This window comes from Halomonas alkalisoli (genome assembly GCF_021412585.1).
Classification (GTDB): domain Bacteria; phylum Pseudomonadota; class Gammaproteobacteria; order Pseudomonadales; family Halomonadaceae; genus Halomonas; species Halomonas alkalisoli.
On sequence record NZ_JAKCMI010000026.1, the window covers coordinates 78,364 to 101,543 of the forward strand.

Genomic DNA, 23,180 nt, shown 5'->3' on the forward strand with positions numbered 1-23,180 from the left:
CCGCAGATCCTTACGCAACAGTTTACATAAGCAATGTTACGTAATTTACGTAACCATTCTTACACACCCTTCAGCAATACATGCCGCATGGAGCCGGAATCTCTGTCTTGCCTGGCTCTCAGAAGGAAGCCCACTCCTCTTCCTCTTTTCGAGACGCGCCGTTTCGAGCTGCGCTGTTTCGAGACACGCTGTTTCGAGAAGCTTCGGGCGACGACTCATGGCCGCTGCGCCTACCGGCAGGCAAAGGATCGCTCAACGGCGGGGCCTGAAGCGCCCTGCCGGGATCATGCTGCGTTGGGGCGCCATGGGCTGCCGCCTGCCCCGCCACGCGGAAGCGCAGCACCGCTTCACGGAGGCGACCGGCCTCGGCCTCCAATTGCGTGGCCCCGGCTGCGGCCTTCTGTACCAGCGTTGCATTCTGCTGGGTCACCTGATCCATCTGGGTGACGGCCTGGTTGACCTGGCCTATGCCGTTGCTCTGCTCCAGCGACGCCGAGGCAATCTCGTCCATGATGTCGCTGACACGCTGGACGGCCGCCACGATCTCGGCCATGGTCTGGCCGGCCTGGTCGACACGTGAGGTGCCCACGTCCACCTTCTCGCGGGATGCTTTAATCAAGGTGCGAATCTCGCCGGCGGCCAAGGCACTGCGACCGGCAAGGCTGCGAACTTCCTGGGCCACCACCGCGAATCCACGGCCATGCTCGCCGGCCCTGGCTGCCTCGACCGAGGCATTGAGGGCCAGAATGTTGGTCTGGAACGCGATGTTGTCGATCACACTAATGATGTCCGACATCTTGTGCGAGCTGTCGCTGATGTCGTGCATGGTCGACACCACATCGCTGACCACATCGCCACCCTGAGCGGCGGTACGCGATGCCTCGGCCGCCAGCTGGCTGGCCTGGCGCGCATTGTCGGCATTCTGCTCCACGGTGGAGGCCAGCTGCTCCATGCTGGAGGCCGTCTCTGCCAGCGATGCCGCCTGCTGCTCGGTACGCGAGGAGAGCTCGCCGTTGCCTCGGGCGATCTCATGGGCGCCCTGGTAAATACCTTCGCTGCTGCTGCGCACGGTACCCACGGTGTCGGACAGCCCGTCCTGCATATGCTTGAGGGAAGTGAACAGTCGGCCTATCTCGTTGTTGCCGCGGTTCTCCACCGGCTGGGAAAGATCACCCCGTGCCAGGCCCTCGAAATAGCCGACCAGCCGGGCCAGCGGCTGCAACACATTGACCGTGATGCCCCACATGACAACCGCCATCACCAGCGCCGAACCCACCAGCACGGCAATGATGGCCAACCGCATCCAGCCGGCCACCACATCGAAGCCCTGTAACAGCAGGGCGCCCGACTCACCGGCATGGGGAGCCATCTCGGTAACCGCGGCATGGCCCTGCTGCAGGGCATACAGCCCCAGCACGCTGAGCACGACGATCATGCCACCGAAGAACAGCAGCACCAGGACCCAGCTGGCTCGGACGGTCAGGTTGTCGAGAAGCTTCACGTCATTCCCTCATGATCGGCAGGGCCAGGGCCCGATGATGGTTGGCGACAAGTATCGATGGGCGACAAGCCAAAGCCTGGCCTGCCGCGGATCACCCTCTGGGTTGACTATCGGCCAGCAGGGAGAAAACTTGAGTCGAATCAGGCCTATTCAGCCACACGCTCGACCAGCTCCATCTCGTCGCTGGTCAGCAGCTTGTCGATGTCCACGATCACCAGCATGCGATCCTCGAGGCTGCCGAGCCCGCTGAGGAAATCGGACGAGAGCGTCACGCCGAATTCCGGCGCCGGCTTGATCTGGTCGGGCGACAGCGTCATCACGTCGGAAACGCCATCCACCACGATCCCTACCACGCGATCCTCGACGTTGACCACGATCACCACGGTCTGGCCGCCATACTCCACCTTGTCGAGATGAAACTTGATGCGCAGATCGACGATGGGCACGATCACGCCGCGCAGATTGGTCACACCCTTGATGAAGTCGGGCGCATTGGCAATGCGCGTGACGTTCTCGTAGCCGCGGATCTCCTGCACCTTGAGGATATCGACCGCGTACTCCTCCTCACCCAGGGAGAACACCAGGAATTCACGGTTGTGGGCTTCGGCCGCGGTCATGGCCGCTTCGGTCGTCTGGTTCATGAGGAAGTCTCCAGCTCTTTGTCGGTTAAGGCTTCGAGAGATTGATAGGTACGCTCGGGTCGGCGCACCTCCTTCTTGGCACGGCTGAGGCGATGCAGACCGGTGATATCCAGGATCAAGGCCACGCTGCCGTCGCCCAGAATGGTGGCCGCCGATACGCCCGGCACCTTCCGGTAGTTGGTTTCCAGGTTCTTGACCACCACCTGCTGCTGGCCCACCAGATCATCGACCAGCAGGGCGTATCGACGCCCTTCGCCCTGGACGATGACCGCGATGGTCTCGGTCAGCTTCGTCTTGGCATCGGGCACATCCAGGGCTTCGTGGACGGCCACCACCGGCAGGTACTCGTCGCGCACCTTGAGCACCACGTCGTCGCCCGCCATGGCATAGAGGTCCCCCTTGGCCGGCTGCAGCGACTCGAGCACCGCCGATAGCGGAAGGATGAACATCTCGCCACCCACCTTGATGGACATGCCGTCGAGGATTGCCAAGGTCAGCGGCAGCACGATACGAATCCGCGTTCCCTCGCCGGATTTCGACATGATCTCGACATGGCCGCCCATGCCCTGGATGTTGCGCTTGACCACATCCATGCCCACGCCACGGCCGGAGACGTCGGTAACCGCCTTGGCGGTGGAGAAGCCCGGCGCGAAGATCAGCTGCCAGACTTCGTCATCGCTCATGGCGTCGGAGACCGGCAGCCCGTTCTCGCGCGCCTTGGCCAGCAGCCGGTCGCGGTTGAGGCCGGCGCCGTCATCGATCACCTCGATGAGAATGTTCCCGCCCTGATGCTGAGCCGAGAGGGTAAGGCGCCCGGTACGGGGCTTGCCGGCGGCAACGCGATCCTCCGGCATCTCGATACCATGGTCGAGGCTGTTGCGCACGAGGTGGGTCAGCGGGTCTATGATTCGCTCGGTCAGGCTCTTGTCCAGCTCGGTGGACTCGCCCTCGGTGACCAGCTCGATCTCCTTGCCCAGCTTGCCGGCGGTCTCGCGGACGACGCGCGGGAAGCGGCTGAAAACGAAATCCATGGGGATCATGCGGATCGACATGACCGATTCCTGGAGATCCCGGGCATTGCGTTGCAGCAGGCTCATGCCGTTGAGCAGGGCGCTGTCGGCAACGGCATCCATGTCGCTCACCGTCTGGTCCAGCATCGACTGGGTAATGATCAACTCGCCCACCAGATTGATGATCTGGTCGACCTTGTCGACGGAAACGCGAATGGAAGAGGTCTCGGGCCCCTTTGCCTTGGGCTTGCCCCGAGCGGTCCTTGCACCCTCATCGGCGGCCGCTTTCACCGGCGGCTTCGCGGCCTGCTCGGGGGTGGCAGCAGGCTTGGCGGTATTCGCCGCCGCGACCGGCGCTGCCCCTGCCTTTGCTGCCTCCGCAGGCGGCCCAACCTCACCGGCCTTGCTGATCTGGAGCTGATCGGCGTCGACGATGAAGCACATCACCGCCTCGATATCGTCATTGCTGACCGAGGAGGCCAGCACCACGTCATAGCGGGCTTCGTCACCCTGGCTGGAAACCACCTCGCCCAGCTGACCCAGCTCCTCGACGAGCAGTTGGCGGTCCTTTTCCCCCACGTTGAACAGCGTGACGACCCGCTGCCCCTCGCCGGCGACGACTGGTTCACCGTCCGCCTCCTCGGGCTGGCCGGAGACGGCAGGCCGGATCTGAAACTGATCGGCCTCGATGATGAAGCACATCACGGCTTCGATATCGTCGTCGCTATCGCTGGAGGCGAGCACAACGTCGTAGCGCTGCTCATCGCCCTGGTGGGAGAGCACCTCGCCCAGCTGCCCCAGCTCCTCGACGAGCAACTGGCGGTCCTTCTCACCCACGTTCAGCAGCGTCACGATGCGCTGCCCGTCATTGGCAGGCTTGGCCGGCTCCGGCGGGGTGGCCGGGGCAACCTCGGGTACGGGCTCGGCCTTCGGTGCCGCGGCACCGCCACCGTCCAGGTCCTGCCCGATCTCTTCGAGGGCCAGCTGCTGCAGGGTCTGGCAAATGCGTTCGAAGGCTTCCTGATCGGGCTCGCCGCCATTGCGGTAGGCGTCTAGCTGATCGCTGAGCATGTCCTTGGTTTCCAGAAAGGTATCGACGATATCCCGGCGCAGGGCGAGCTCCCCCTTGCGGGTATGGTCGAGCAGGTTCTCGAACAGGTGGGTCGTCTTCTGCAGCGCATCGAAGCCGAAGGTCCCCGCCCCGCCCTTGATCGAATGGGCGGCACGGAAGATGGCATTGAGCTCTTCGGTATCCGGCTCGTCCACGTCAAGCTCCAGGAGGTAGCGCTCCATGTCGGCCAGCAGCTCTTCGGCTTCCTCGAAGAAAGTGTCATAGAAATCCGTGATATCCATGCGCATCACCACCTGGTGTCAGAATGTGTTCCCAAGCCCGCTCACTCCGGATTGAGCGAACGACGCAGGCTTTCCGTAAATTGTTCCACTGGCGCCAGATCCACCTCGCCTTCCAGCCGCGAGCTCATGGGGCTGGGCACGCCAGGACCGTTGAGGATGCTGGGCCGGCGGATGTAGTCCGCCACCTCGGGCAACAGAATCAACAGTTCGATCCGGCGGTTGTCGGCGTCGCGCGGATCCGTGTCCGGCAGCTCTACCCGATCGGCAAAACCGGAGACCCGCAGCAGCTTGCTCGAATCCAGGCCGCCGACCACCAGCTCACGCCGCGAGGCATTGGCCCGGTCACTGGAAAGCTCCCAGTTGCTGTAGCCACGATAGCCGCCGGCGTAGGGCAGGCTGTCGGTATGCCCACTGATGCTCAGGTAGTTGGGCAACTCGTTGAGCAGCGGCGCAATGGTGCGCAGCAGGTTACGCATATAGGGGGCGACCCGGTCGCTGCCGATATCGAACATCGGCCGATGGTCGGTATCCAGCAGCTGGATACGCAGCCCTTCGGGAGTGAGGTCGAAGCGCATCTGCTGGCGCAGTTCGCGCAGCTCGGGGTCCGCCTCGATCACCGCCTCGATGCGACGCTGCAGGTCCATGAAGAAGCGTCGCTGCTGATCGCTGGGCCGGGTCTGGCTGCGGGTATCGACCCGCGCCCGCTCGCCATCGCTGTGTACCGGATCGGGGCCACCGCCGGGAATGACCCGGGTGCTGCCCGAGCGGTCACCACCACTGATAGCGCTGGTCAGCGGCGTACTGAAATAGTCCGCCACCCCCTGACGCTGCTCCTCGCTTGCCACTGACAGGATCCACATCACCAGGAAGAGCGCCATCAAGGCCGTCATGAAGTCGGCAAGCGCAATCTTCCAGCTGCCGCCATGATGGCCATGGACCACTTTCTTGCGCCGAATGATGATCGGGCGCTTGTCGCCGGCGGCACTCATTCGCCTACCGCACCCGCCTTGGCATTACGGACATACTCCTCCAGCTCGGTGAAGCCAGGGCGCTCGGCGGTGTGCAGCGCCTTGCGGCCGAACTCAACGGCCAGTTGCGGCGCATACCCATGCAGGCTGGCCAGCAGCGTAATGCGGATGCACTGGAGCATCTTCTCGGCCTCCTTGATCTGGCGTTCGATACTGCTGGCCACCGGATTGATGAAGCCATAGCCCATCAGGATGCCGAGGAAGGTGCCCACCAGGGCGTGGGCGATCATCTCACCCATCTGCTCAGGCCCCGCATCGGCATAGGTCAGTGCCTTGACCACGCCCATGACCGCCGCGACGATGCCGAATGCCGGCATGGCATCACCCACCTTGGCGATGGCATCCGCGGGAATGTGCGCCTCCTGCTCGAAGGTCTCGATCTCATGGAGCATCAGCTCATCGATCTCCATGGGGTCCATGCCGCCACTGACCATCAGGCGCAGGTAGTCGGTAAGGAAATCCATGATCATCGGATCGGCCAGTACCCTGGGGTGCTCCTGGAACAGGGCGCTCTCCTGGGGGCTGTCGATATCCCGCTCGATGCCGAGCATGCCCTCGCGGCGGATCTTGCTCAGCAGCTTGAACTGAACCGCGAGCAGCTCCATGTACATCTCTTTGTTGTACTTGCGGGTGCGCTTGAGCTTGGGAAATATCTTGAAGGTGGCCTTGATCGCCTTGCCGTTGTTCGCAGCGATGAAGGCACCCACACCCGCACCGCCGATCATCAGCAGTTCGGTCGGCTGGTAGAGCGGGCCGAGAAAGCCTCCGGCGAGCACGAAGCCGCCGAAGACGCAAAATATGACAACGAGATAGCCAAGCAGAATCAGCACAACCGGTATCCTTAATGGGGACGCGACTTGTCGATATTTCAGTTTATCGGCCAGGCCTCCCCGGACTTGAGGCCGACGCCCAAAAAAGCGCAAGAAAGATCGAGAAAAAACAACGCCGCCCCGGCACAGGGCCGGGGCGGCGAAGGGAGTCCGGCCGGAACCGGTTAGGGCTGGAAACCTACCGACCGACGGAAGGCTCGATCAACCGGCGCAACGCGCGTCGGGCAGCTCCATGCCCACGGGCGCCAGCCGGGCCGCCTCGCTTTCACGACGCTTGCGAGTCTTGCCTGCGCGCGAAGGAGGCATGCAGATACCGCAGACGTAGTCATGGTCCGGCGAATGGGCATGGGCCACGAAATGGCCGCTGCAATGGGTGCAGGCCGACAGTTGCAACAGGTCGCTCTCGAAGAAGCGCACCAGGGTCCATGCGCGGGTCAGGCCCAGCACCGGCTCGACCTGGTCGATGCTCACCTGCTCGCTGTAGAGCCGATAGGCGGTAACGAAGGCTTGCATTCGCTCACACTGCTGCTCTTCCCGCAGGCTGCGGAAGATGTTGTAGAACAGCGAGGCATGCACATTCGGCAACCAGGTGATGAACCAGTCGGTGGAGAAAGGCAGCATCCCCTTGGGGGGCGACATGCCACGCACCTCCTTGAAAAGCCGTATCAGGCGCGCTCGGCTCAGGTCGGTCTCGGTCTCCAGCACCTGCAGGCGCGCACCCAGCTCGATCAGCTCGATGGCCAACTGCACCTGCTGCATTTCGGTGACAAGGCTCTTCTGCTGTGTCATGCCGCTCCCCCCCGCGCAATGGATGCGGTCCCACGCCCTGCCATCAGCAGCGAAGCGTGGAACTGCGACAATCCATTGTCACGGGGGTTTTCGACAACTTGACGCAACTGCTCGGCGCCATCGAGTCCGAAATGGCACAGCAGCTGGTTGGTGCGGGCCAGCCGGGTCAACTGGGCGGCACCCAGCGACAGCAGCAGGTCTGCGGTTTCGTCGTCGAGCTTCAAGCGAAACATTGCAGCGGGCCGATCGTCGTTGAGCAGACGCTGGGCCAGCAGCAGATAGGTAAGGTTGAGCTCCTGGATGTCATCCAGGTGGTTCGTGGTCTTCATATTGGTTCCCTGCACGCGATGATACGCGTGTCCTTATTTTTTATATGTTCTACATAGAGTGCAGCAGCTGTCGATGAAACGCATCGGTAAAAGCTGGAACAGCACTCCTAAGGACGTGCTTTCTACAGGGTCATTGTGAGGTTTTGAAACAAGCTTGCCAACCAGCTAAAAGCATTAGTGTGTCAACGCACAGTCTGACAAAAATCAGTCTGCGATACTATTTTGTTAACACATTGGCCCGTATAGCAAAAAAAAGCATATTGCAACATTGACAAAAGGGAAAACAAAAGGTTACGACACATAAAGTAACATTTTTTTACATTATTTATCGTCATTCCTGTGTATCGGACAGCTCATAGACCCATACCAGCAGCTCGGCGATGGTCTGGTAGAGCATCGGCGGAATCCGCTCATCGAGATCCAGGCCCATCAGCAGCGATACCAGCTCCGGGGCATCGTGCACGTAGATCCCCTGCCGCTTCGCCTCGGCCAGGATGCGGTCGGCCATGTCGCCATAGCCCTTGGCCAGGACCCGTGGCGCATCATCGCCATCGCGGTACGCCAGGGCTATCGCCTGGCGACGTTTCTCAGGCCCCGGTTCCGCCATCGGCTCCCTCCTCGTGCAAGAGCCGGGCATCGATCAGTACCGACGTCAAGCCGGCGGCTCTCAAGCGTTCATCGAGCCTGGCAACACCCTGTTGCAGGATTGCCAGGGTGGCATCATCGTGCGCCTTCAGCTCCAGCCTGACCTCGGTCTCGCGCAGCCACATCCCCACGCGGATGTCGCCCAGGCTGGGCACCCTGAGCTGCAGTTCGGAGTGCCAGGTTTCCGGCTGCGCATCACTGTCATCGCCACCCTGCCCCTCTTCGCCATCCCGCTTGGCGCCGGCCGGCAGCTGCACCATCAAGGCCATGAAGATCCCCGACCAGACATCCCCTTCCCAACGCAGTATCGGTGTCACCAGCATTTCCAGCTGGTGACGAACCAAGCCCTGGAGGCTCTCGTGAACTGCCTCGCCACCCGCCGGTCGAGCACGAGCCAGGCCTTCGCCCTGCTCCCGTCCGGCGACAGCCTCGGGCGCGACCGCTTGCCCCTGGGCAGCGGCACCACGTCCGGCACTCGCCGAATCCCGTAACGGCGAAGCCGAGCCCTCCATGGCGCTCCCGCCCCCCGCCGCTTGGCCACTCCCCCCGCCGCCAGGCAACAGCGCGCCCGTGGCGGCATAGATGCCGGCCTGGGCCGCCTGGCCCTGAGCAGCCCCACTGCCGGCCGCCACCGGTGGCGACAGCGGCCCGGGGGCAGCGGCGGATGCCAGGGTGCCCGGCGCCATTGGCCCGGCGGCACCACGCGCGTCCGGGGCTGTCGCAGCGGGAGCCGTGGATGCCGGCGAAAAGCGCAGGGTTCGCCACATCTGCGGCTCCCTCTCCAACTGCTGGCGGGAGACCTCACCGTGATACCAACGTGACAGGTGGGATTCGTAGAACAGGCCGCTGTCTCGCACGCCCGACTGCAGTCGGCTCGCCAGCGTCGTCGCACTCGGCGCCTCATCCAGGGCCATCAGCGGCGATGTGGCACTGAGCACCGAGGGAGGCGCCGGAAAACGCACCAATAGGTCGGCAATGGTTCGTGCAGAAGGGCTGAAGTGGGTCTGGATGGAAGCGGGAGGACGAGAGGTGTCCGCCGGCCCGGCCGGTGCCTCGCCACGCTGCTGCGGTGAAGTGGCACCGGACAGGGGGGCCGCAGCAGGACGGCGCCCATCCAGCCTTGAGTCGCTATGCAGCGCCCTGGGGCCCTCGCCGGGGTCAACGGCACGAACCGGCTCATTCAGGTCACGCGGCGGCGCCGTATCGACACGCTTGCCCAATACCTGATGAAGCAGGGTATCCAGCAGTGGCGTGATGCCACTCACGAGATTCCCTGGCCGAAGTCATCGGAGGGGCTCGCCACCGACGAAGCCTGCCTGCCGTAGCTGCGATGCAGGTCACGCTGACGTCGCGAGCTGTCCATCAGGTGACCCAATTCCTCGCGACGCGCCATGAGTTGCTCGCGAATCGCCAGGTCATCGGCCAGGATCGACTCCAGCAGCTCGGCCTTGCGTGCTGCATCGCTCGGGTTCAGCGGCACTTCGGCATCGAGCCGCCTGAGCCGTTCCGCCAGCTGCAGATAGTCGGCCTGCTGCTCGATCAGCGCCTCCCACTCACCGCTGCGTGCCAGCCCCAGCATCACCGACACCTGCTTCTGCAGCCGGACGTAACCGGCAATCACCGCTTCCGAGCCGCCGGCATTGATCGTCGCCATGTCAGCCCGGCACCCCGGCGGTGCCGATTTCCCGCCATGCCGAGGCGATGTCCTCCAGCAACTGCTCGGCCTGGTCGAGACTCTCCTGATCGTTATGCAGGTTCGCCGCCAGCAGCAGCCGGGAGACATACTCATACAGCGAGCCGAGGCGTTCGGCGATCTCGCCGCCCTTCTCGGTATCCAGCGCCGCCAGGAGGCCACTGTTGACGATATCCAGCGCCTTGGAGATGGACTTGCCCTTCTCCGCGACGTTACCGGCCTGCATATGGATGCGGGCGGCACGAATGGCACCCTGGGCACCGTCGAACAGCATCACGATCAGTTGATGCGGGCTCGCCGACATCACACCGCTTTCCACGCCAACCCGGGCATAGGCTCCGGCCCCGCGGCCATAGGCGGCGGCTCCTCGCATGGTACTCATGGCAGTCATTCTCCTGTTATCTGATGGGTTTCGCGGCATTCGTGGCACGAGACCAACCAGGTCTGGACTTAAGCGATGAAGCCAAGAAACAAGTACTCCTTGCGCCCCAAGACGGACTCCGGCGAACACTTACGGATGCAGTAGTCGCACAGTACTTTTTCATCCCGGCTATTCTGACAGGCCCGCCGCCAGGGGTTCTGGCGAAAAGCCCGCGACCTTGGGGTTATTTCCCTGTATCGGCTCAACGGCAGATAACTTTAATGTCGGGCCGCATCCCAATTCCCATCCCGCAGCCGGGACCATTTCCACACCGCAGCTGGCGCCCGACGGCCATGCACAGCTCAAGTCGAGACGGGTATCTCCTCGACGGGCTCGCCCAGCCGGGCGGTGACATTGCCACGCAACACCTCGCCCAGCGCCTCGCCCGGGGGCTCTATCGCGTCGGTCAACTGCACCTGAAACGGCTTGCCCTGCTGGTCGAGCCGCTGAATCCACGCCATGTCGCCACTGGCAAAGCGAACCAGCGACCCGATCGGTCGCAAGCCGAAGCGCTGGATGTAGCGCTTCACCCAGCGCGGATCGAACTGTCCGGGATGGGTTAGCAGGTGCCGATACACGGCATCGATGCGCCAGGCCGGGCGGTCGGGCCGGTCGCGGCGCATGGCATCGACCACGTCCACGACCGCACTCATGCGGGAGAGCTCCTGCAAATGGTCTCCGTCATGCCCGGCCGGGTAGCCGCTGCCATCAAGGCGTTCGTTGACCCCCTCCACCACCGCCTTGGCCACACCGGCAGAGAGCCATTGGCACTTGGCCAGGGCCTTCATCAGTAACGGCACATGCGCCTGCAGCTGAGCGTAGCCGTTCGCCTGGAGCGAGCTGGCCGACAGCAGCTCGCCGGGCACCAGCCCCTTGCCCAGGTCGTGGACCATGGCGCTGGCCGCCAGGGCCTTGCGCACGTCCCGCGGCACCGTACTACCATTCGCCAGGGCCAGGATATGAACGGCCACGGCGAGCCCATGGCGAACGAGCCGGGGCTCGCGGCTCAGGCAGCGGGTGGCAAACTGGAGCGCCTCCATGTCCTCGTCGGCCAGCATCAGCAGCATGTCGGCATGCCGGGAAAGCTGGATCGAGCCGATGCCGTCGCCCTGCTGCAGCTCCAGCAGCTGGGCGTCCAGGTAGCCGGCCACCCGCGCCAGGCGGCGCGCCATGGGGGTGGGGTAGCTCAACAGGTTGCGCCGACCCACCGGCGCCGAGGCGACCGACTGGCCCTGGAACAGCATGGAAGGCAGGCGCCCCACATCGGCCTCCTCCGCATAGCGGGAGGACTCCCGCTCTATCTCGCGCACGAAAAACCACAGCTTGCGCTCCTGCTCGGCATTGCAGCCCTGGAACCGGAAGCCAACTCGGATCGTCTGACGATCGGCATCGGCCACGGTATGGCAGGCAGCCGCCTTGACGGCAAAGCGCGTGCCATTGGGAAAACAGAGTTCGATCTCGATCATGGCCACCGCGGAGAGCAGCGACGCGGCGGAGGCAGGCAACTCGAGCTGACACCCCTGCTGGGAGAGATCCTTGAGGTCGCCCTGCACGGTCGCCTCACCGTCACCACGCAGGATGGCACCCACCTCCATGCCCAGCCGCAGCCGTGCCCGAAAGGCTTCGCGTCGCTGCATCTCTTCCAGATAGAGGGGGTACTCGCAGCGGCAGATCACCCTGCCATCGAGGGTTTCGCTCTCCACCATCTTGAGCAGAGGCGTACGCACGATCTTGCCCTGAACCTGGCCCAGCAGGCGAAATCCCAGCCCGCGCTTGAGCTCACCGCCGATCTCGCGCACCGCGGTGATATCCATGGCCAGCGACTCCGCCGGAACCTGCTCCATCAGCACCACCGGGAGCGGTGTGCTTTCAGGCTTGTCGAGCAGCAGCGATGCACCTCCCGGCTGAATCAACGAATCCAGCAACGACTCGATGTCAGCCGGACTGCCCACCCGTACAAAATCATCTTGCGCCTTCACCATCCTTGCCTCTTCTTCGATCCGGACTAATTCAAGCCGGGCTATCCCGAAACCCTGTCAGTGCGTCACTCGTTCGGCCTGGCCGACACCGGCCGAAGCCATGTCGGCCAACCTGATACGCGATGCCTGCCCATGCTTGCCGTGTACGTCTTGCCGCTACCTGTCAGCCGCTACCTGTCAGCCGCTTATCTATCGAAGGCGGCCAGCGGGTTCGCGCTATCGGGCTCGGCCTGGTGCTGCTCGATCATGTAGCGCTTGAGCCCATCCAGCGGCATGGGCCGGGCAAAGTAGAACCCCTGGAAAACATCGCACCCGTGCTCGGCCAGGAAGTCGCGCTGGTCACGCTCCTCGATCCCCTCCGCCACCACCTGGAGGCCCAGGTGGTGGGCCATGGAGATGATCCCCTGGACAATGGCGCTGTCATGAGGGTTGCTGGTGACATCGCGGATAAAGCTGCGATCGATCTTGATCTTGCCGATCGGCAGCTGCTTGAGGTAGCTCAGGCTGGAGTAACCGGTGCCGAAGTCGTCGATGGAGACCTCGACCCCCATGTCGCGCAGCTTGTGCAGCGTGGCAATGGCGGCGGCCGTGTCGTTCATCAGGATGCCCTCGGTCAACTCCAGCTCGAGATACTCGGGGGCCAGGCCGGTCTCCAGCAGGGCCTGCTGCAGGTTGGCCATGAAGTTGGAGCGATGGAACTGCAGCGGCGAGAGGTTGACCGAAACCCGGTGGTGTCCGTAGCCCTGTGCGGCCAACAGGCACATGTCGCGGCAGGCTCGCCTCAGCACCCATTCGCTGATCGGGCCGATCTGCCCGGTATCCTCCGCCAGTGGAATGAACAGCCCTGGAGAGAGGTAGCCCCTGACCGGGTGCTTCCAGCGCACCAATGCCTCGAAGCCGGCCACGCTGCCGTCGGCGGCATTCAGCAGCGGCTGGTAATGCAGCTCGAAATTCTCCGCCTCGATGGCTTCCTGCAGGTCATTGCGCAATGCCATGCGGGAGCTCACCTCATCGTTGAGATCACTGGTAAAGCACTCCCAGGCGTTGCGCCCCTTCTGCTTGGCGCGGTACATGGCCATGTCGGCCTGCTGAATCAGCTCCACCGGGTTCTCCAGCCCCTCGTAGAGGAAGGCGATCCCCACGCTGGCACCGATATAGAGCTCCTGTTCGGCGATACGGAACGGCCGGCCAACGCAGGCCAGCAGCCGCTCGGTGAGCCTCAGGGCGGCCTCCTCCCGGCTCAGTTCCGGCAGCAGGATCACGAACTCGTCACTGCCGAAGCGGGCCAGCGTATCGCCGGGATCCAGCTCATCGGCCAACCGCTGGGCGACCTGAACCAGCACCTGATCCCCCACCTCATGACCCAGGCTGTCGTTGATCGGCTTGAAGTCATCCAGGTCGACGAACAGCACCGCCAAGTGCCTGCCGTGTCGCTGTGCCAACTGCACGTCATGCAGCAGGTGGTCCTCGAACAGCGAGCGGTTGGCCAGGCCCGTCAAGGCATCATGGCTGGCATGGAAGGAGAGCTTCGCCTCATAGGCCTTGCGCTCGGAGATGTCGTGCTGCACGCCAACGAAATGCGTCACCACGCCAGCGGTATCGCGCACCGGAGCCAGGTAGAGGTTGTTCCAGAAGGGCGAGCCATCCTTGCGGTAGTTGCACAGGGTGACGTTGACCTCCTCGCATTCGGCCAGGGCACGACGAACCTGCTCAATGGCTTCCGGGTCGGTTTCACGGCCCTGCAGGAATCGACAACTCTGGCCCAGCACCTCCTCCCGGGCGTAGCCGGTCATGCGTTCGAAGGCTTCGTTGGCATAGATGATCGGCAGGCCCCATGTCTGGGCATCGGCGATGACCACGCCGTTGATGCTCGCCTCCACGCTACGTTGCAAGATGCGCAGCTCGGTTTCATGCCGATTACGCTCGGTCATGTCCTTGGCGATGCCGTAGAAGCCGATGACCCGCTCGTTGACGACAATAGGCAGATTGGTCAGGTCGAGATAGACCATTGACCCATCCTGCCGCTTGAAGGCCAGTGAGTAGCGGAAGGCTTCGCCCTTTCCGGCGTCCTGGTAGAGCTGGGCGATTCGCGCCTGGTCGCTGGGCTCGAGCAGTTCGGCGAAGTGCAGGCCGGTCAGCCGCTCCAGCGGGTAGCCGGTTATCTCGCAGCAGGCGGCGTTGGCGGTGAGGAAATAGCCCTGTAGATCGAGCGAGAAGACGGCATCGGGATGGTAGGTGAAGAGTGAACGGTAGCGCTGTTCGCTCTCGCGCAGGGCGCGGCGGTTCTGTTCGCGCTCCACCGCCAGCGACACCAGCTCCGCCGACTCGATGATGCGACGACGATCGGCACGGGTCGGCTCCCCCGGCTCCCTGAAGTAGGTGCCGAAGGCGCCCAGCACGCGCCCGTCGCTGGCAATCACCGGATAGGACCAGCAGGCGCGCAGGCCGTACTCGGCGGCCAGCCCATGGTAACCGGCCCAGCGCGGATCGTTGGCGATGTCGGCACAGACCACGAAGTCGCGGATATGGGCGGCACGGCCGCAGGCACCGGCTTCAGGTCCCACGCCGATGCCACGCACCGCTTCGCAATAGCGCTCGGGCAAGCTGACCGAATAGACATGATCCAGCACCGACCCTTCATCGTTGCAGAGCATGATGCTCGACACCGACCCGGGCGCCTGGGCTTCGACCATGCGACAGATGGCCTTCAAGGTATCCGCTAGCGGCTGGTCGCGGGCGATCAGGGTCTGCACGCGCTGCTGGGCACGCAGGTGCCGCTGGGTGATGGCCAGGGTGACCGAGCGACGACGACTCAGGCTTGCCATGCCCAGGCTGAAGGCCAGCAGGTAGCTGAGAATCAGGCCGCCGATCGCCACGTTCAGCGGCATCAAGCCACCGATGGCCAACGGGCCCGAAGCGGCGTCGTATACCCGCGCCTCCAGGGTGACTCCACCCGGCAGCACCACCAGGTTACGGTGCAGCTTCATGCCTCGTTCTTGCTGGGGATCGTGATTGGTGGCCAGCAAGCTCTCATGGCGATGCAACGAGAGCAACTGCGGGGTGACGATGGAGCGCATCTCCTCCCCCAGCAGCCGCTCGAGATCGAGCACCCCCACCAGCTGGCCGCTGCGCAGGCCGGGCAGCGGCGCCGATACCAGGGCCAGCGCGGGCCGCAGCTCGTCGGGCAGCACCCACCGCGGGTGGTTGCCACCTACCGCCAGCCAATCCAGCAGCCAGGCACCCTCCTGTCGTGACCAGTAAGGTAGCGAGAGGTCATGGTTTCGATCGCGACCCCAGCGAAACCGCTCGCTTTCATCCTGCCAATAGAGCGACAGCAGGCTTGGCATATCGCGGAAGTAGGAATCGAACTCCGTCTCACGGAACTGTAGCGGCGGGCGGCCCGAGAAATGCCCCCAGCGCTCGGCCATACGCTGGAGATTCAACTGCTGCGTATCGACGACGCGCTCCGCCGTGATCTTGAAATTGGTGGCCATCTCTGCCGCGTGGCGATGCTTGGCATCGTACTGCTGCCAGGTGAGGGCATACCAGGCCAGGCCGCTCGCCACCACCCCTCCGGCCAGGGCCAGCACCATGGCTCGCCCCAGGACGGGCGGCACAGAGGAGCGGCGACCAATGAGGATCATGGCCGCCCCACTCAGCAAGGCAGGCAAGGCGGTAAAGGGCGTAGAAAAAGCCGTCCCCCAAGGGCCCGGCATGACGACACCTGGCAAGATCACGCCGATCAAGGAGATACCGCCCATCAGCATGGTCGTCAGACCGGCCAGAACCCAGCCCAGGCGCGTCCGGCGGGAATCTTTACCCGCCAGCAGGCACGCCGCCACCGCAAGCAGGGCAACACTGGTGGATAGGGCCACCGGCACACCCCAGAGCTCCAGCAGGCCTTGCTGCGCCTCCGGCAGTAGCGCAAGCAGCGGCGCATACAGCCCGAACGGAAGCAGCAGACCACCACAGAGCCGTGCCCACCGGGGATGGTTCAACATCGTCGCGAGCAAGCCACCACCCACCAGCAACATCAGCGGCAGGCTGACCTTCGCGGGATGCCAGGCCACCGGCAATTGCCAGGTGGCCAGTGCGTTGATCACCCCCATGACCATGAGCAGCATCGGTACAAGAATCAGCAGGGTCTGAAGCGCCACCTGCCGAGAGTTATTGGGCATAGTGCCCCCTGCTCGTGAATGAGTCCTGATAGCCGAGTTATCGGCAGCGTGGCATGACTCTTGAGGGTCTAGGGAAAATTAGGTGGGGCGGAATGCCTATCGAGAAGGCCCTCAGGCATCACGAATGGGTAGGCTACCGTCAGACAAGCGGTAGTGGCTCGGCTTCCACGACGCGGTTGCGGCCGGCATGCTTGGCAAGATAGAGCGCTTCGTCGGCACGCTTGAGGGCATCCTGAGCGGGCTCATCCTGCATCAGCTGGGTCACACCGATACTGATCGTCACCGGGATGCGCCTCCGGTCACGGTCGAGAAACTCGAAGGCCTCCACGGCAAAGCGGATACGCTCCGCGATCTCCATCGCCCTGGCCTGGCCGCTGCCAAGCAGCAGCACCACGAACTCCTCGCCACCGTAGCGTGCCGTACAGTCGTGCTTGCGCGTCTGCCGGATCAATACATCGGCGAACTGGCACAACACACTATCGCCCACGGAGTGGCCAAAGGTGTCGTTGATCTGCTTGAAGTTGTCCAGGTCGAGCATCAGCAGCGAACAGGGCACGCTACCCGCACTATCCAGCCCCTCGGTGTCGCGCTGCCAGGCCTGGATCTTGGCCAGATGCACTTCCAGGGCGCCGCGGTTGAACAGGCCGGTCAGGGGATCATGAGTGGCCTGGCGATAGAGCCGCAGCAGCAGGCTGAGCTGGAAATGGTTGGCCGCCATGGACACTGCCAGCAGGCTCGACAGCAGCCAGAATGCTTCCACACCGCGCCCTGTCATCCAGCTGCCGTCGACCATCTGGGAAAATACCTGCAGCGCCAGCAGGGCGATGCCGGCAATCAGCGACTCCAGCAGCGTGAACGGAAAGACGCTGAGCGCCGCCACCAGCAGGAAGGGAATGAAGCCGTAGCCTACCAGGTTGTGCAGCTCGCCCGGGGGCAGCATCACCAACACCAGGGTGTAAAACGCCGCAGGAAGCGCCAGCAACATGCCGGCACAAAAGCGGATACGACGGATCCTCTCCTGGCTGAACAGGGCCAGCAGCAGCACGACAACCAGGCCCAGCATCAGCACCACCCGCCCTATCAGGGTGTACTTGAGCAGCGCCGTAGGCAGCATCAGGGAGTCCACCACGATCCACAGCGGCGAGAGAACGGCGAAGATGATGCCCAGCGCCAGCACGCGGCTGCGAAGATAACGAGCATGGGCGAAGGCGAAGTCGCGGGAGTGGTGGCGACTGCTGAAGGTATCACGTAGCGAACTGAAACCAACGAAAAGCTCATGGCCCGCCTCGGGCGGTTCGGCCAGCAGGTCGAGCCGGCGTCTCCGGCGCTCGCTGTCCCGCGCTTCCTTCAGTTTACTGAAGACCATCGAATGACCTCACGTTGACAGGCCTTTCACAACGAGCGGCCCATGTTGCACGAACTGTGCCCAAGTGAGCCGGATTGTAACAGCGCCGTCTCCCTGGAAATGTTACAGAGTTTGATCCAGGGCAAGACTAGATAAGGGCTTCGATCGAAACAAACCTCCCCGCATCGGAAAAGGTCAGCCTGAAGCGGCCATGCACCCCGTCCCGGGTCACCACCCGGCGTAGCGCCTCGGCGGGAAAGATCACCTTCCTGCCATCCAGGCTACGGGTATGCACCTGCCCGACCCGGCCCTCGTAATGGGCCAGGCAGGCATCATGGGAAAGCTCGATTACCACGTCGATGGTAGGCATGGTTCGTCAGGTTGCCGTCAACGCAAAAGTCGCCAATACTTTACCCCATTCGGCCCGCCCTACGGACATTCACCATGCATGCATCCACCGTCATCGGCCCCGTGCCCTTCTCTTCCAGCAGTTGGCAGCCCGGCGCCGGTCTTGTCGGCAACGCCGAAGCCGCACGACGGGTTGGTGAACCGGGCAATGCCGAGGCGGCTGGCCGGGCTGCCGAGGAAGCGGCCCAGGGCAAGGTCGCCGAGGGCGAGGCCGCACAGAAGCCCAATGGCGAAACGCTGAGCCAGGAAGAGCTGCGCCAGCTCGAGCAGCTCAAGACCACCGACCGCGAAGTGCGCCAGCATGAGCTGGCTCATCAGATCGCCGGCGGACAGTACACCGGTGCGGTCAGCTACCAGTTCGAGCGCGGCCCGGACGGCCAGCGCTATGCCGTGGCCGGCGAAGTCCCCATCGACTACGGCCCGGTGCCCGGCGACCCCCGCGCCACCATCGGCAAGATGCAGCAGGTGATCAGCGCCGCCCTCGCTCCGGCCGATCCGTCACCCAAGGACCACCAGGTCGCCGCCCAGGCACGCCAGTACTTGCTCACCGCCCAGCTGGAAATGGCCCAGCAGTCCAGCGCGCGACACAGCGCCGAGCGCCCCGAACCCAATACGACGGAAACCTCGGCCGGCGCGCAAGCCAGCGGCAGCGGCACGCTCGAATCCAGCAAGGCCTCCCTCACCAACTATGACATCATCGCCCGCGCCGCCTTCGCCAGCGGCGGTACCGGAAAGCTGAGCGGGAAGGCGTGAGCCCACCCGACCCGCGACAAAGTAGCGACACGAAACGGCTGTGGTGACTTAGCCGCCACCGGCCGTATGCCGCACTGGCGTCGTGATTCGCCCAGTTTGGAACACTCCCGTGCTCGTACCCCTGCGTGCTGACGACTGCCCGAACGCAAGCAGCCCGGCACATGGCCGGGCTGCTTGCGGTGTACTCCAGTTTGCGGACTCAGCGAAAAGAGAAGTGAGCCCCCCTCGCCCCGCTCTCCTCGACTCCCTTAATCGTTCCTACCGCTCTACTTACACCTGATAAAACTCTCGATACCAGGCCACAAAGTTGGCCACGCCCTCCCTCACCGGCGTGGCAGGCTTGTAGTCCACGGCCTTCTCAAGATCGCTGCAGTCGGCATAGGTGGCAGGCACGTCACCAGGTTGCAATGGCAGCAGCTCCCTGATCGCCTTCCTGCCCAGTGCGTCTTCGATCGCTTCGATGTACTCCGAGAGATGCACCGGGTCGCTGTTACCGATATTGAAGATGCGGTACGGCGCGTTGCTGGTGGCCGGATCGGGACTGTCGCTGTCCCACTCGGGATTAGGTCGGGCCACGTCGTCACTGGCACGGATCACACCTTCGACTATGTCATCGATGTAGGTGAAGTCGCGAGTATGGTTTCCGTAGTTGAAAACCTGGATTGGCTCACCGGCCAGAGTGGCCTTGGTAAACAAGAACAGCGCCATGTCCGGGCGCCCCCAGGGGCCATATACGGTGAAGAAGCGCAGCCCCGTGGTGGGCAAGTAAAACAGGTGGCTGTAGCTGTGTGCCATCAGCTCATTAGCCTTCTTGGTGGCGGCGTAGAACTGCAGTGGATGGTTGACGCTCTCGTGCACCGAGAACGGCATCCTGGTATTGGCGCCATACACGCTACTGGTACTGGCGTAAGTCAGATGTTGCACCTGATGATGACGGCAGGCCTCCAGGATGTTGGTGAAGGCCACCACGTTGCTCTGCACATAGGCATGCGGATTCTCCAGCGAATAACGGACTCCCGCCTGGGCGGCCAGATGAATCACCCGCTCGGGGGCATGCTCGCGAAAGGCATCATGCACCACCTGCTGATCAGCCAGGTCTTCCCGAATGAATCCATACTCGCTACCGGTGTGCGCCGCGGTCGCCTCCAGGATCTTCAGGCGCGCCTCCTTAATCTTCGGATCGTAGTAGTCGTTGACCACATCGATACCGACCACGCTGTCGCCGCGTTCCAGCAGTCGTTTGGCCACGTGGAAACCAATAAAGCCGGCATTGCCGGTGACAACGATTCTCATGGTATCTCCATTGGAAGGGGCGAAGTTCGAGGCCTCTTCCCACCTCGAACCTGCCGTTGCACCTGGTATCTGACCTAAAGGCGCAAGTCGACCTGGCCCTTGGGCAGCACAAACTTGAGGTCGTAAAGCACATGCTCGGGTTTCCCCCAACCATGGATAACCTCGGCCCTGAGTTCGCGGAACTCCCGGTGGGCCACTGCCAGAACAATGGCATCATAGGCATCGACTTCGGGGCTCTCGACCGGACGAATGCCATACACCCTTTCGGCCTCGGCCTTGTTCACCTGCGGATCGTAGACATCTACCACCACGTTGTAGTCGGAAAGCTCACTGAGAATATCCACCACGCGAGTGTTGCGTAGATCAGGACAGTTTTCCTTGAAGGTCAGCCCCATCACCAGCACCCGCGCACCCTGCACTTCCAGGCGACGCTTGACCATCTGCTTGACCAGCTGGTTGGCGACATAGGCCCCCATGCCATCATTGATGCGCCGCCCGGAGAGGATCACCTCGGGATGGTATCCCACCTGCTGAGCGCGGTGGGTCAGGTAGTATGGGTCCACGCCAATACAGTGCCCGCCTACCAGGCCCGGGCGAAACGGCAGGAAATTCCACTTGCTGCCAGCAGCTTGCAATACCTCCTCGGTATCGAGACCGAGTCGGTTAAAGATTACTGCCAGCTCGTTCATCAGGGCGATGTTCAAGTCGCGCTGGGTATTCTCGATCACCTTGGCCGCCTCGGCGACCTGGATGGAACTGGCCTTGTGGGTGCCAGCGGGAATGATGCGGCGATAGAGCGAATCCACGAATTCGGCCACCTCCGGCGTAGAGCCTGAGGTGACCTTCTTGATAGAAGTGACGCGATGCTCCTTGTCACCAGGATTGATACGTTCTGGGCTATAACCCGCGAAGAAGTCCTGGTTGAAGACCAGGCCAGAGGCCTGTTCGATCACGGGTATGCAGTACATCTCGGTGGCGCCAGGAAACACGGTCGATTCATAGATCACCACGTCTCCCGGCTGCACCATCCCACCCACGGTTTGACTGGCCGTGATCAAGAGCGTGAGATCTGGGCAGCGACTCGCGTCGATGGGTGTCGGTACGGTAATGATATAGACATTGCAGTGGCGCAGCGCCTCGGCGTTGTTCGAGAAGCTCAGCTGCCACGCCTCGGCTAGCTGTGTCGCCTCCACCTCAAGCGTCAGATCGACATGATCGCTCAACTCATCCACCCGCCGAGTGTCGATATCGAAGCCCACTGTGGGCCACACCTTACCGAACTCCACCGCCAGCGGCAGCCCGACATAGCCCAGGCCGATGACGCCCAGGCGCACCTCATCCATCGTCAGCATCGTCCCACCCCTTGCGTCGTTGAATGGTCATCCCGAGGACCTGTGCCGGCACCCCGCTCCAACCAGCATCGAGTTGCCAAGCCCCATGGCTATCGTTTTATTTCCTTTGCGGTGGTCACCCAGTTAGATCCTCGACATACCCTGTCCTTGCGTCATGAAGGCAATCGAGTGCTGCCTCCACGACGATGCGCTCATCGAACTCGTCCTCGATTCGCACACGCGCCGCTTTCCCTGCGGCCTGCAGTTCCGCTTGGGGAAGGGCAATGCACCGCTTCATGCACTGGGCCAATGAATCAGCGCTCTTCACCTCGCATAGCCAACCGGTCTGACCGGCCACGATTGCCTGGCGGCAGCCCGGCACATCGGAGACGATGGCGGGCCGCCCCATGGCGGCGGCTTCCAACACCGTGCGGGGCATCCCTTCGCGATAAGAAGGAAGGACCAGTACATGGGCCTGCTGGATAAAGGGCCGCACATCGCCCTGCTCGCCCAGCACCTCGACCACACCTGCGGCCTGCCAGCGCTGCACCTCGACTTCGGAAATGGCGGTACAGTTGCTGGCACCATGAGGACCAATCAGCAAGAACCGACTATTGGAGTGGTCGATACGGACCTGTGCCGCCGCCTGCACGTACTCGCGAACTCCCTTGTCGCCCAGCAGGCGGGCGATCATCACGAAGGTAAAGGGGACAGGGGCCGGCAGTGGCGAGAAAGAAAAGCGGGTTGTATCCATGCCGGAGCCAGGCAGTACGGCTGTGGGGGTTTCGCGAAGCAGGCCATGGCTCTGAAACAGGTCGTGGTCTTCCTGGTTCTGGAAGAACACCCGCCGCGCCCCGCAATTAGCGACTCCATACAGCGAACGCACCCGACGGTACAACCAACTGTCGTGCAAAAAGGCAGTGCCCAGGCCCGAGACATTGTTGGCATAGGGGATGCCCAACGCACGGCAAGCCAGACCAGAATAGATGTTTGCCTTCACCGTGAAGTTGAACACGAAGGTGGGCTTAAATCGCAACAGCATATTGGCCAGCGCGAGCAGGCTTCTACCCTCACCCAGCAGCCGAGTGCCTTTGCCCTCCATGGGAAGCGGCACGTGCTTGATACCCAGTTCGTCCACCAGGCGATGGGAGTAGGCATCCTGAGGCGCGAGCCCGATCACCGTATAGCCTGACTCACGCAGCGCCAGTATGGTGCCACGGCGAAAGTTATAGAGGTACCAGGAGGTATTGGAGACCAACACCACAATGCCATTGTCCTGCATTATCCTCGCCCTCCCGTTTCTGATTTCCCCCTAGTCCAGGTTCCTCGCCACCTTGCAGCTCATTGCAACCCCACCAACTGATACGGCAACCAGGCATGGGAATGTGCCGCAAACATGAGCCACACGAGCAATACCCGCGTAGCAGGCCACCACGCTGAGTACAATCAACATCGACCAGCGCGAGTCCCGGCTAATTAACGGAAGCCGCGAGAAAAGGAACATCTGAACGGGACACGATCGATGGCGGTGGAAGACACAATCACCAGTGGGATACAGGTTTCAATGGCCAAGAAAAGCGCCGCACCCTCGTACCGACCAACCATTTTTACCTGATAGGGACCATCAACCTGGGACACAAACCAGCAGCCCGG

At 62.9% G+C, this 23,180-nt stretch carries 19 protein-coding genes; 1 reads left to right on the plus strand and 18 read right to left on the minus strand.

The annotated features are described in order from the left end of the window. Window positions 1-118: 118 nt before the first annotated feature. From LY622_RS11070 to LY622_RS11140, 15 genes are all read right to left on the minus strand, one after another. Window positions 119-1,501 carry a methyl-accepting chemotaxis protein gene (locus LY622_RS11070; RefSeq protein ID WP_234290964.1) on the minus strand — a complete coding sequence of 461 codons (1,383 nt, stop codon included), beginning with the start codon at window positions 1,499-1,501 and terminating at the stop codon, window positions 119-121. A gap of 146 nt (window positions 1,502-1,647) precedes the next feature. Next, window positions 1,648-2,142: a chemotaxis protein CheW gene (locus LY622_RS11075; protein WP_066450461.1), complete on the minus strand. Its 495-nt coding sequence runs from the start codon at window positions 2,140-2,142 to the stop codon at window positions 1,648-1,650. After that, entirely contained in the window at window positions 2,139-4,505 is a 2,367-nt protein-coding gene (locus LY622_RS11080; RefSeq protein ID WP_234290965.1) for a chemotaxis protein CheW, read from the minus strand. Before LY622_RS11080 ends, LY622_RS11075 begins: the two co-directional genes overlap by 4 nt. A gap of 41 nt (window positions 4,506-4,546) precedes the next feature. Beyond that, window positions 4,547-5,494, minus strand: coding sequence for a flagellar motor protein MotB (motB, locus tag LY622_RS11085; RefSeq protein WP_234290966.1), 948 nt, complete (start codon window positions 5,492-5,494; stop codon window positions 4,547-4,549). Next, window positions 5,491-6,363 carry a flagellar motor stator protein MotA gene (gene motA, locus LY622_RS11090; protein ID WP_234290967.1) on the minus strand — a complete coding sequence of 291 codons (873 nt, stop codon included), beginning with the start codon at window positions 6,361-6,363 and terminating at the stop codon, window positions 5,491-5,493. The genes motB and motA overlap by 4 nt, the downstream gene beginning before the upstream one ends. Before the next feature lie 201 nt (window positions 6,364-6,564). Beyond that, window positions 6,565-7,152: a flagellar transcriptional regulator FlhC gene (gene flhC / locus LY622_RS11095; RefSeq protein ID WP_234290968.1), complete on the minus strand. Its 588-nt coding sequence runs from the start codon at window positions 7,150-7,152 to the stop codon at window positions 6,565-6,567. Further along, on the minus strand, window positions 7,149-7,481 hold the full coding sequence (gene flhD, locus LY622_RS11100) for a flagellar transcriptional regulator FlhD (RefSeq protein WP_234290969.1): 333 nt from the start codon (window positions 7,479-7,481) through the stop codon (window positions 7,149-7,151). Before flhD ends, flhC begins: the two co-directional genes overlap by 4 nt. Window positions 7,482-7,812: 331 nt before the next feature. Next, window positions 7,813-8,088 (minus strand): EscU/YscU/HrcU family type III secretion system export apparatus switch protein, encoded by a 276-nt coding sequence (locus LY622_RS11105; protein WP_234290970.1) that lies wholly within the window; start codon window positions 8,086-8,088, stop codon window positions 7,813-7,815. Next, complete coding sequence (gene fliK / locus LY622_RS22660) at window positions 8,069-9,391, minus strand: flagellar hook-length control protein FliK (protein ID WP_234290971.1); 1,323 nt, start codon at window positions 9,389-9,391, stop codon at window positions 8,069-8,071. The genes LY622_RS11105 and fliK overlap by 20 nt, the downstream gene beginning before the upstream one ends. Then, window positions 9,388-9,780, minus strand: a complete 393-nt coding sequence (locus LY622_RS11115; protein ID WP_234290972.1) for a flagellar protein FliT — start codon at window positions 9,778-9,780, stop codon at window positions 9,388-9,390. The genes fliK and LY622_RS11115 overlap by 4 nt, the downstream gene beginning before the upstream one ends. 1 nt (window position 9,781) lies before the next feature. Further along, window positions 9,782-10,201 carry a flagellar export chaperone FliS gene (fliS, locus tag LY622_RS11120; protein WP_234290973.1) on the minus strand — a complete coding sequence of 140 codons (420 nt, stop codon included), beginning with the start codon at window positions 10,199-10,201 and terminating at the stop codon, window positions 9,782-9,784. Window positions 10,202-10,542: 341 nt separating this feature from the next. Then, window positions 10,543-12,222 (minus strand): HD domain-containing phosphohydrolase, encoded by a 1,680-nt coding sequence (locus LY622_RS11125; RefSeq protein WP_234290974.1) that lies wholly within the window; start codon window positions 12,220-12,222, stop codon window positions 10,543-10,545. Between the two features lie 182 nt (window positions 12,223-12,404). Then, window positions 12,405-16,397 (minus strand): sensor domain-containing phosphodiesterase, encoded by a 3,993-nt coding sequence (locus LY622_RS11130; protein WP_234290975.1) that lies wholly within the window; start codon window positions 16,395-16,397, stop codon window positions 12,405-12,407. Between the two features lie 139 nt (window positions 16,398-16,536). Beyond that, window positions 16,537-17,763 carry a GGDEF domain-containing protein gene (locus tag LY622_RS11135; RefSeq protein WP_234290976.1) on the minus strand — a complete coding sequence of 409 codons (1,227 nt, stop codon included), beginning with the start codon at window positions 17,761-17,763 and terminating at the stop codon, window positions 16,537-16,539. A 127-nt stretch (window positions 17,764-17,890) separates the two neighbouring features. Then, the gene (locus tag LY622_RS11140) at window positions 17,891-18,112 is read right to left on the minus strand and encodes a DUF2835 domain-containing protein (RefSeq protein WP_234290977.1); all 222 of its coding nucleotides are present in this window, start codon (window positions 18,110-18,112) and stop codon (window positions 17,891-17,893) included. A gap of 74 nt (window positions 18,113-18,186) precedes the next feature. Between LY622_RS11140 and LY622_RS11145 the strand changes: the two genes are divergently transcribed. Next, the gene (locus LY622_RS11145) at window positions 18,187-18,903 is read left to right on the plus strand and encodes a putative metalloprotease CJM1_0395 family protein (protein WP_234290978.1); all 717 of its coding nucleotides are present in this window, start codon (window positions 18,187-18,189) and stop codon (window positions 18,901-18,903) included. Window positions 18,904-19,173: 270 nt separating this feature from the next. On the opposite strand, the gene LY622_RS11150 is transcribed toward LY622_RS11145, so the two are convergent. The 3 genes from LY622_RS11150 to LY622_RS11160 form a co-directional block, all read right to left on the minus strand. Next, the gene (locus LY622_RS11150) at window positions 19,174-20,196 is read right to left on the minus strand and encodes an NAD-dependent epimerase (RefSeq protein WP_234290979.1); all 1,023 of its coding nucleotides are present in this window, start codon (window positions 20,194-20,196) and stop codon (window positions 19,174-19,176) included. 74 nt (window positions 20,197-20,270) lie between these two features. Further along, entirely contained in the window at window positions 20,271-21,548 is a 1,278-nt protein-coding gene (gene tviB, locus LY622_RS11155) for a Vi polysaccharide biosynthesis UDP-N-acetylglucosamine C-6 dehydrogenase TviB (RefSeq protein ID WP_234290980.1), read from the minus strand. A 115-nt stretch (window positions 21,549-21,663) separates the two neighbouring features. Next, window positions 21,664-22,809, minus strand: a complete 1,146-nt coding sequence (locus LY622_RS11160; protein WP_234290981.1) for a glycosyltransferase family 4 protein — start codon at window positions 22,807-22,809, stop codon at window positions 21,664-21,666. Window positions 22,810-23,180 lie beyond the last annotated feature (371 nt).

Excerpts from the sequence above, each read along its gene's own strand:
- LY622_RS11075 (WP_066450461.1), bottom strand. The coding sequence starts at position 2,142 with ATGAACCAGACGACCGAAGCGGCCATGACCGCGGCCGAAGCCCACAAC.
- LY622_RS11080 (WP_234290965.1), bottom strand. The coding sequence starts at position 4,505 with ATGGATATCACGGATTTCTATGACACTTTCTTCGAGGAAGCCGAAGAG.
- motB (WP_234290966.1), bottom strand. The coding sequence starts at position 5,494 with ATGAGTGCCGCCGGCGACAAGCGCCCGATCATCATTCGGCGCAAGAAA.
- flhC (WP_234290968.1), bottom strand. The coding sequence starts at position 7,152 with ATGACACAGCAGAAGAGCCTTGTCACCGAAATGCAGCAGGTGCAGTTG.
- flhD (WP_234290969.1), bottom strand. The coding sequence starts at position 7,481 with ATGAAGACCACGAACCACCTGGATGACATCCAGGAGCTCAACCTTACC.
- LY622_RS11105 (WP_234290970.1), bottom strand. The coding sequence starts at position 8,088 with ATGGCGGAACCGGGGCCTGAGAAACGTCGCCAGGCGATAGCCCTGGCG.
- LY622_RS11115 (WP_234290972.1), bottom strand. The coding sequence starts at position 9,780 with ATGGCGACGATCAATGCCGGCGGCTCGGAAGCGGTGATTGCCGGTTAC.
- fliS (WP_234290973.1), bottom strand. The coding sequence starts at position 10,201 with ATGAGTACCATGCGAGGAGCCGCCGCCTATGGCCGCGGGGCCGGAGCC.
- LY622_RS11125 (WP_234290974.1), bottom strand. The coding sequence starts at position 12,222 with ATGGTGAAGGCGCAAGATGATTTTGTACGGGTGGGCAGTCCGGCTGAC.
- LY622_RS11130 (WP_234290975.1), bottom strand. The coding sequence starts at position 16,397 with ATGCCCAATAACTCTCGGCAGGTGGCGCTTCAGACCCTGCTGATTCTT.
- LY622_RS11135 (WP_234290976.1), bottom strand. The coding sequence starts at position 17,763 with ATGGTCTTCAGTAAACTGAAGGAAGCGCGGGACAGCGAGCGCCGGAGA.
- LY622_RS11140 (WP_234290977.1), bottom strand. The coding sequence starts at position 18,112 with ATGCCTACCATCGACGTGGTAATCGAGCTTTCCCATGATGCCTGCCTG.
- LY622_RS11145 (WP_234290978.1), top strand. The coding sequence starts at position 18,187 with ATGCATGCATCCACCGTCATCGGCCCCGTGCCCTTCTCTTCCAGCAGT.
- LY622_RS11150 (WP_234290979.1), bottom strand. The coding sequence starts at position 20,196 with ATGAGAATCGTTGTCACCGGCAATGCCGGCTTTATTGGTTTCCACGTG.
- tviB (WP_234290980.1), bottom strand. The coding sequence starts at position 21,548 with ATGCTGACGATGGATGAGGTGCGCCTGGGCGTCATCGGCCTGGGCTAT.
- LY622_RS11160 (WP_234290981.1), bottom strand. The coding sequence starts at position 22,809 with ATGCAGGACAATGGCATTGTGGTGTTGGTCTCCAATACCTCCTGGTAC.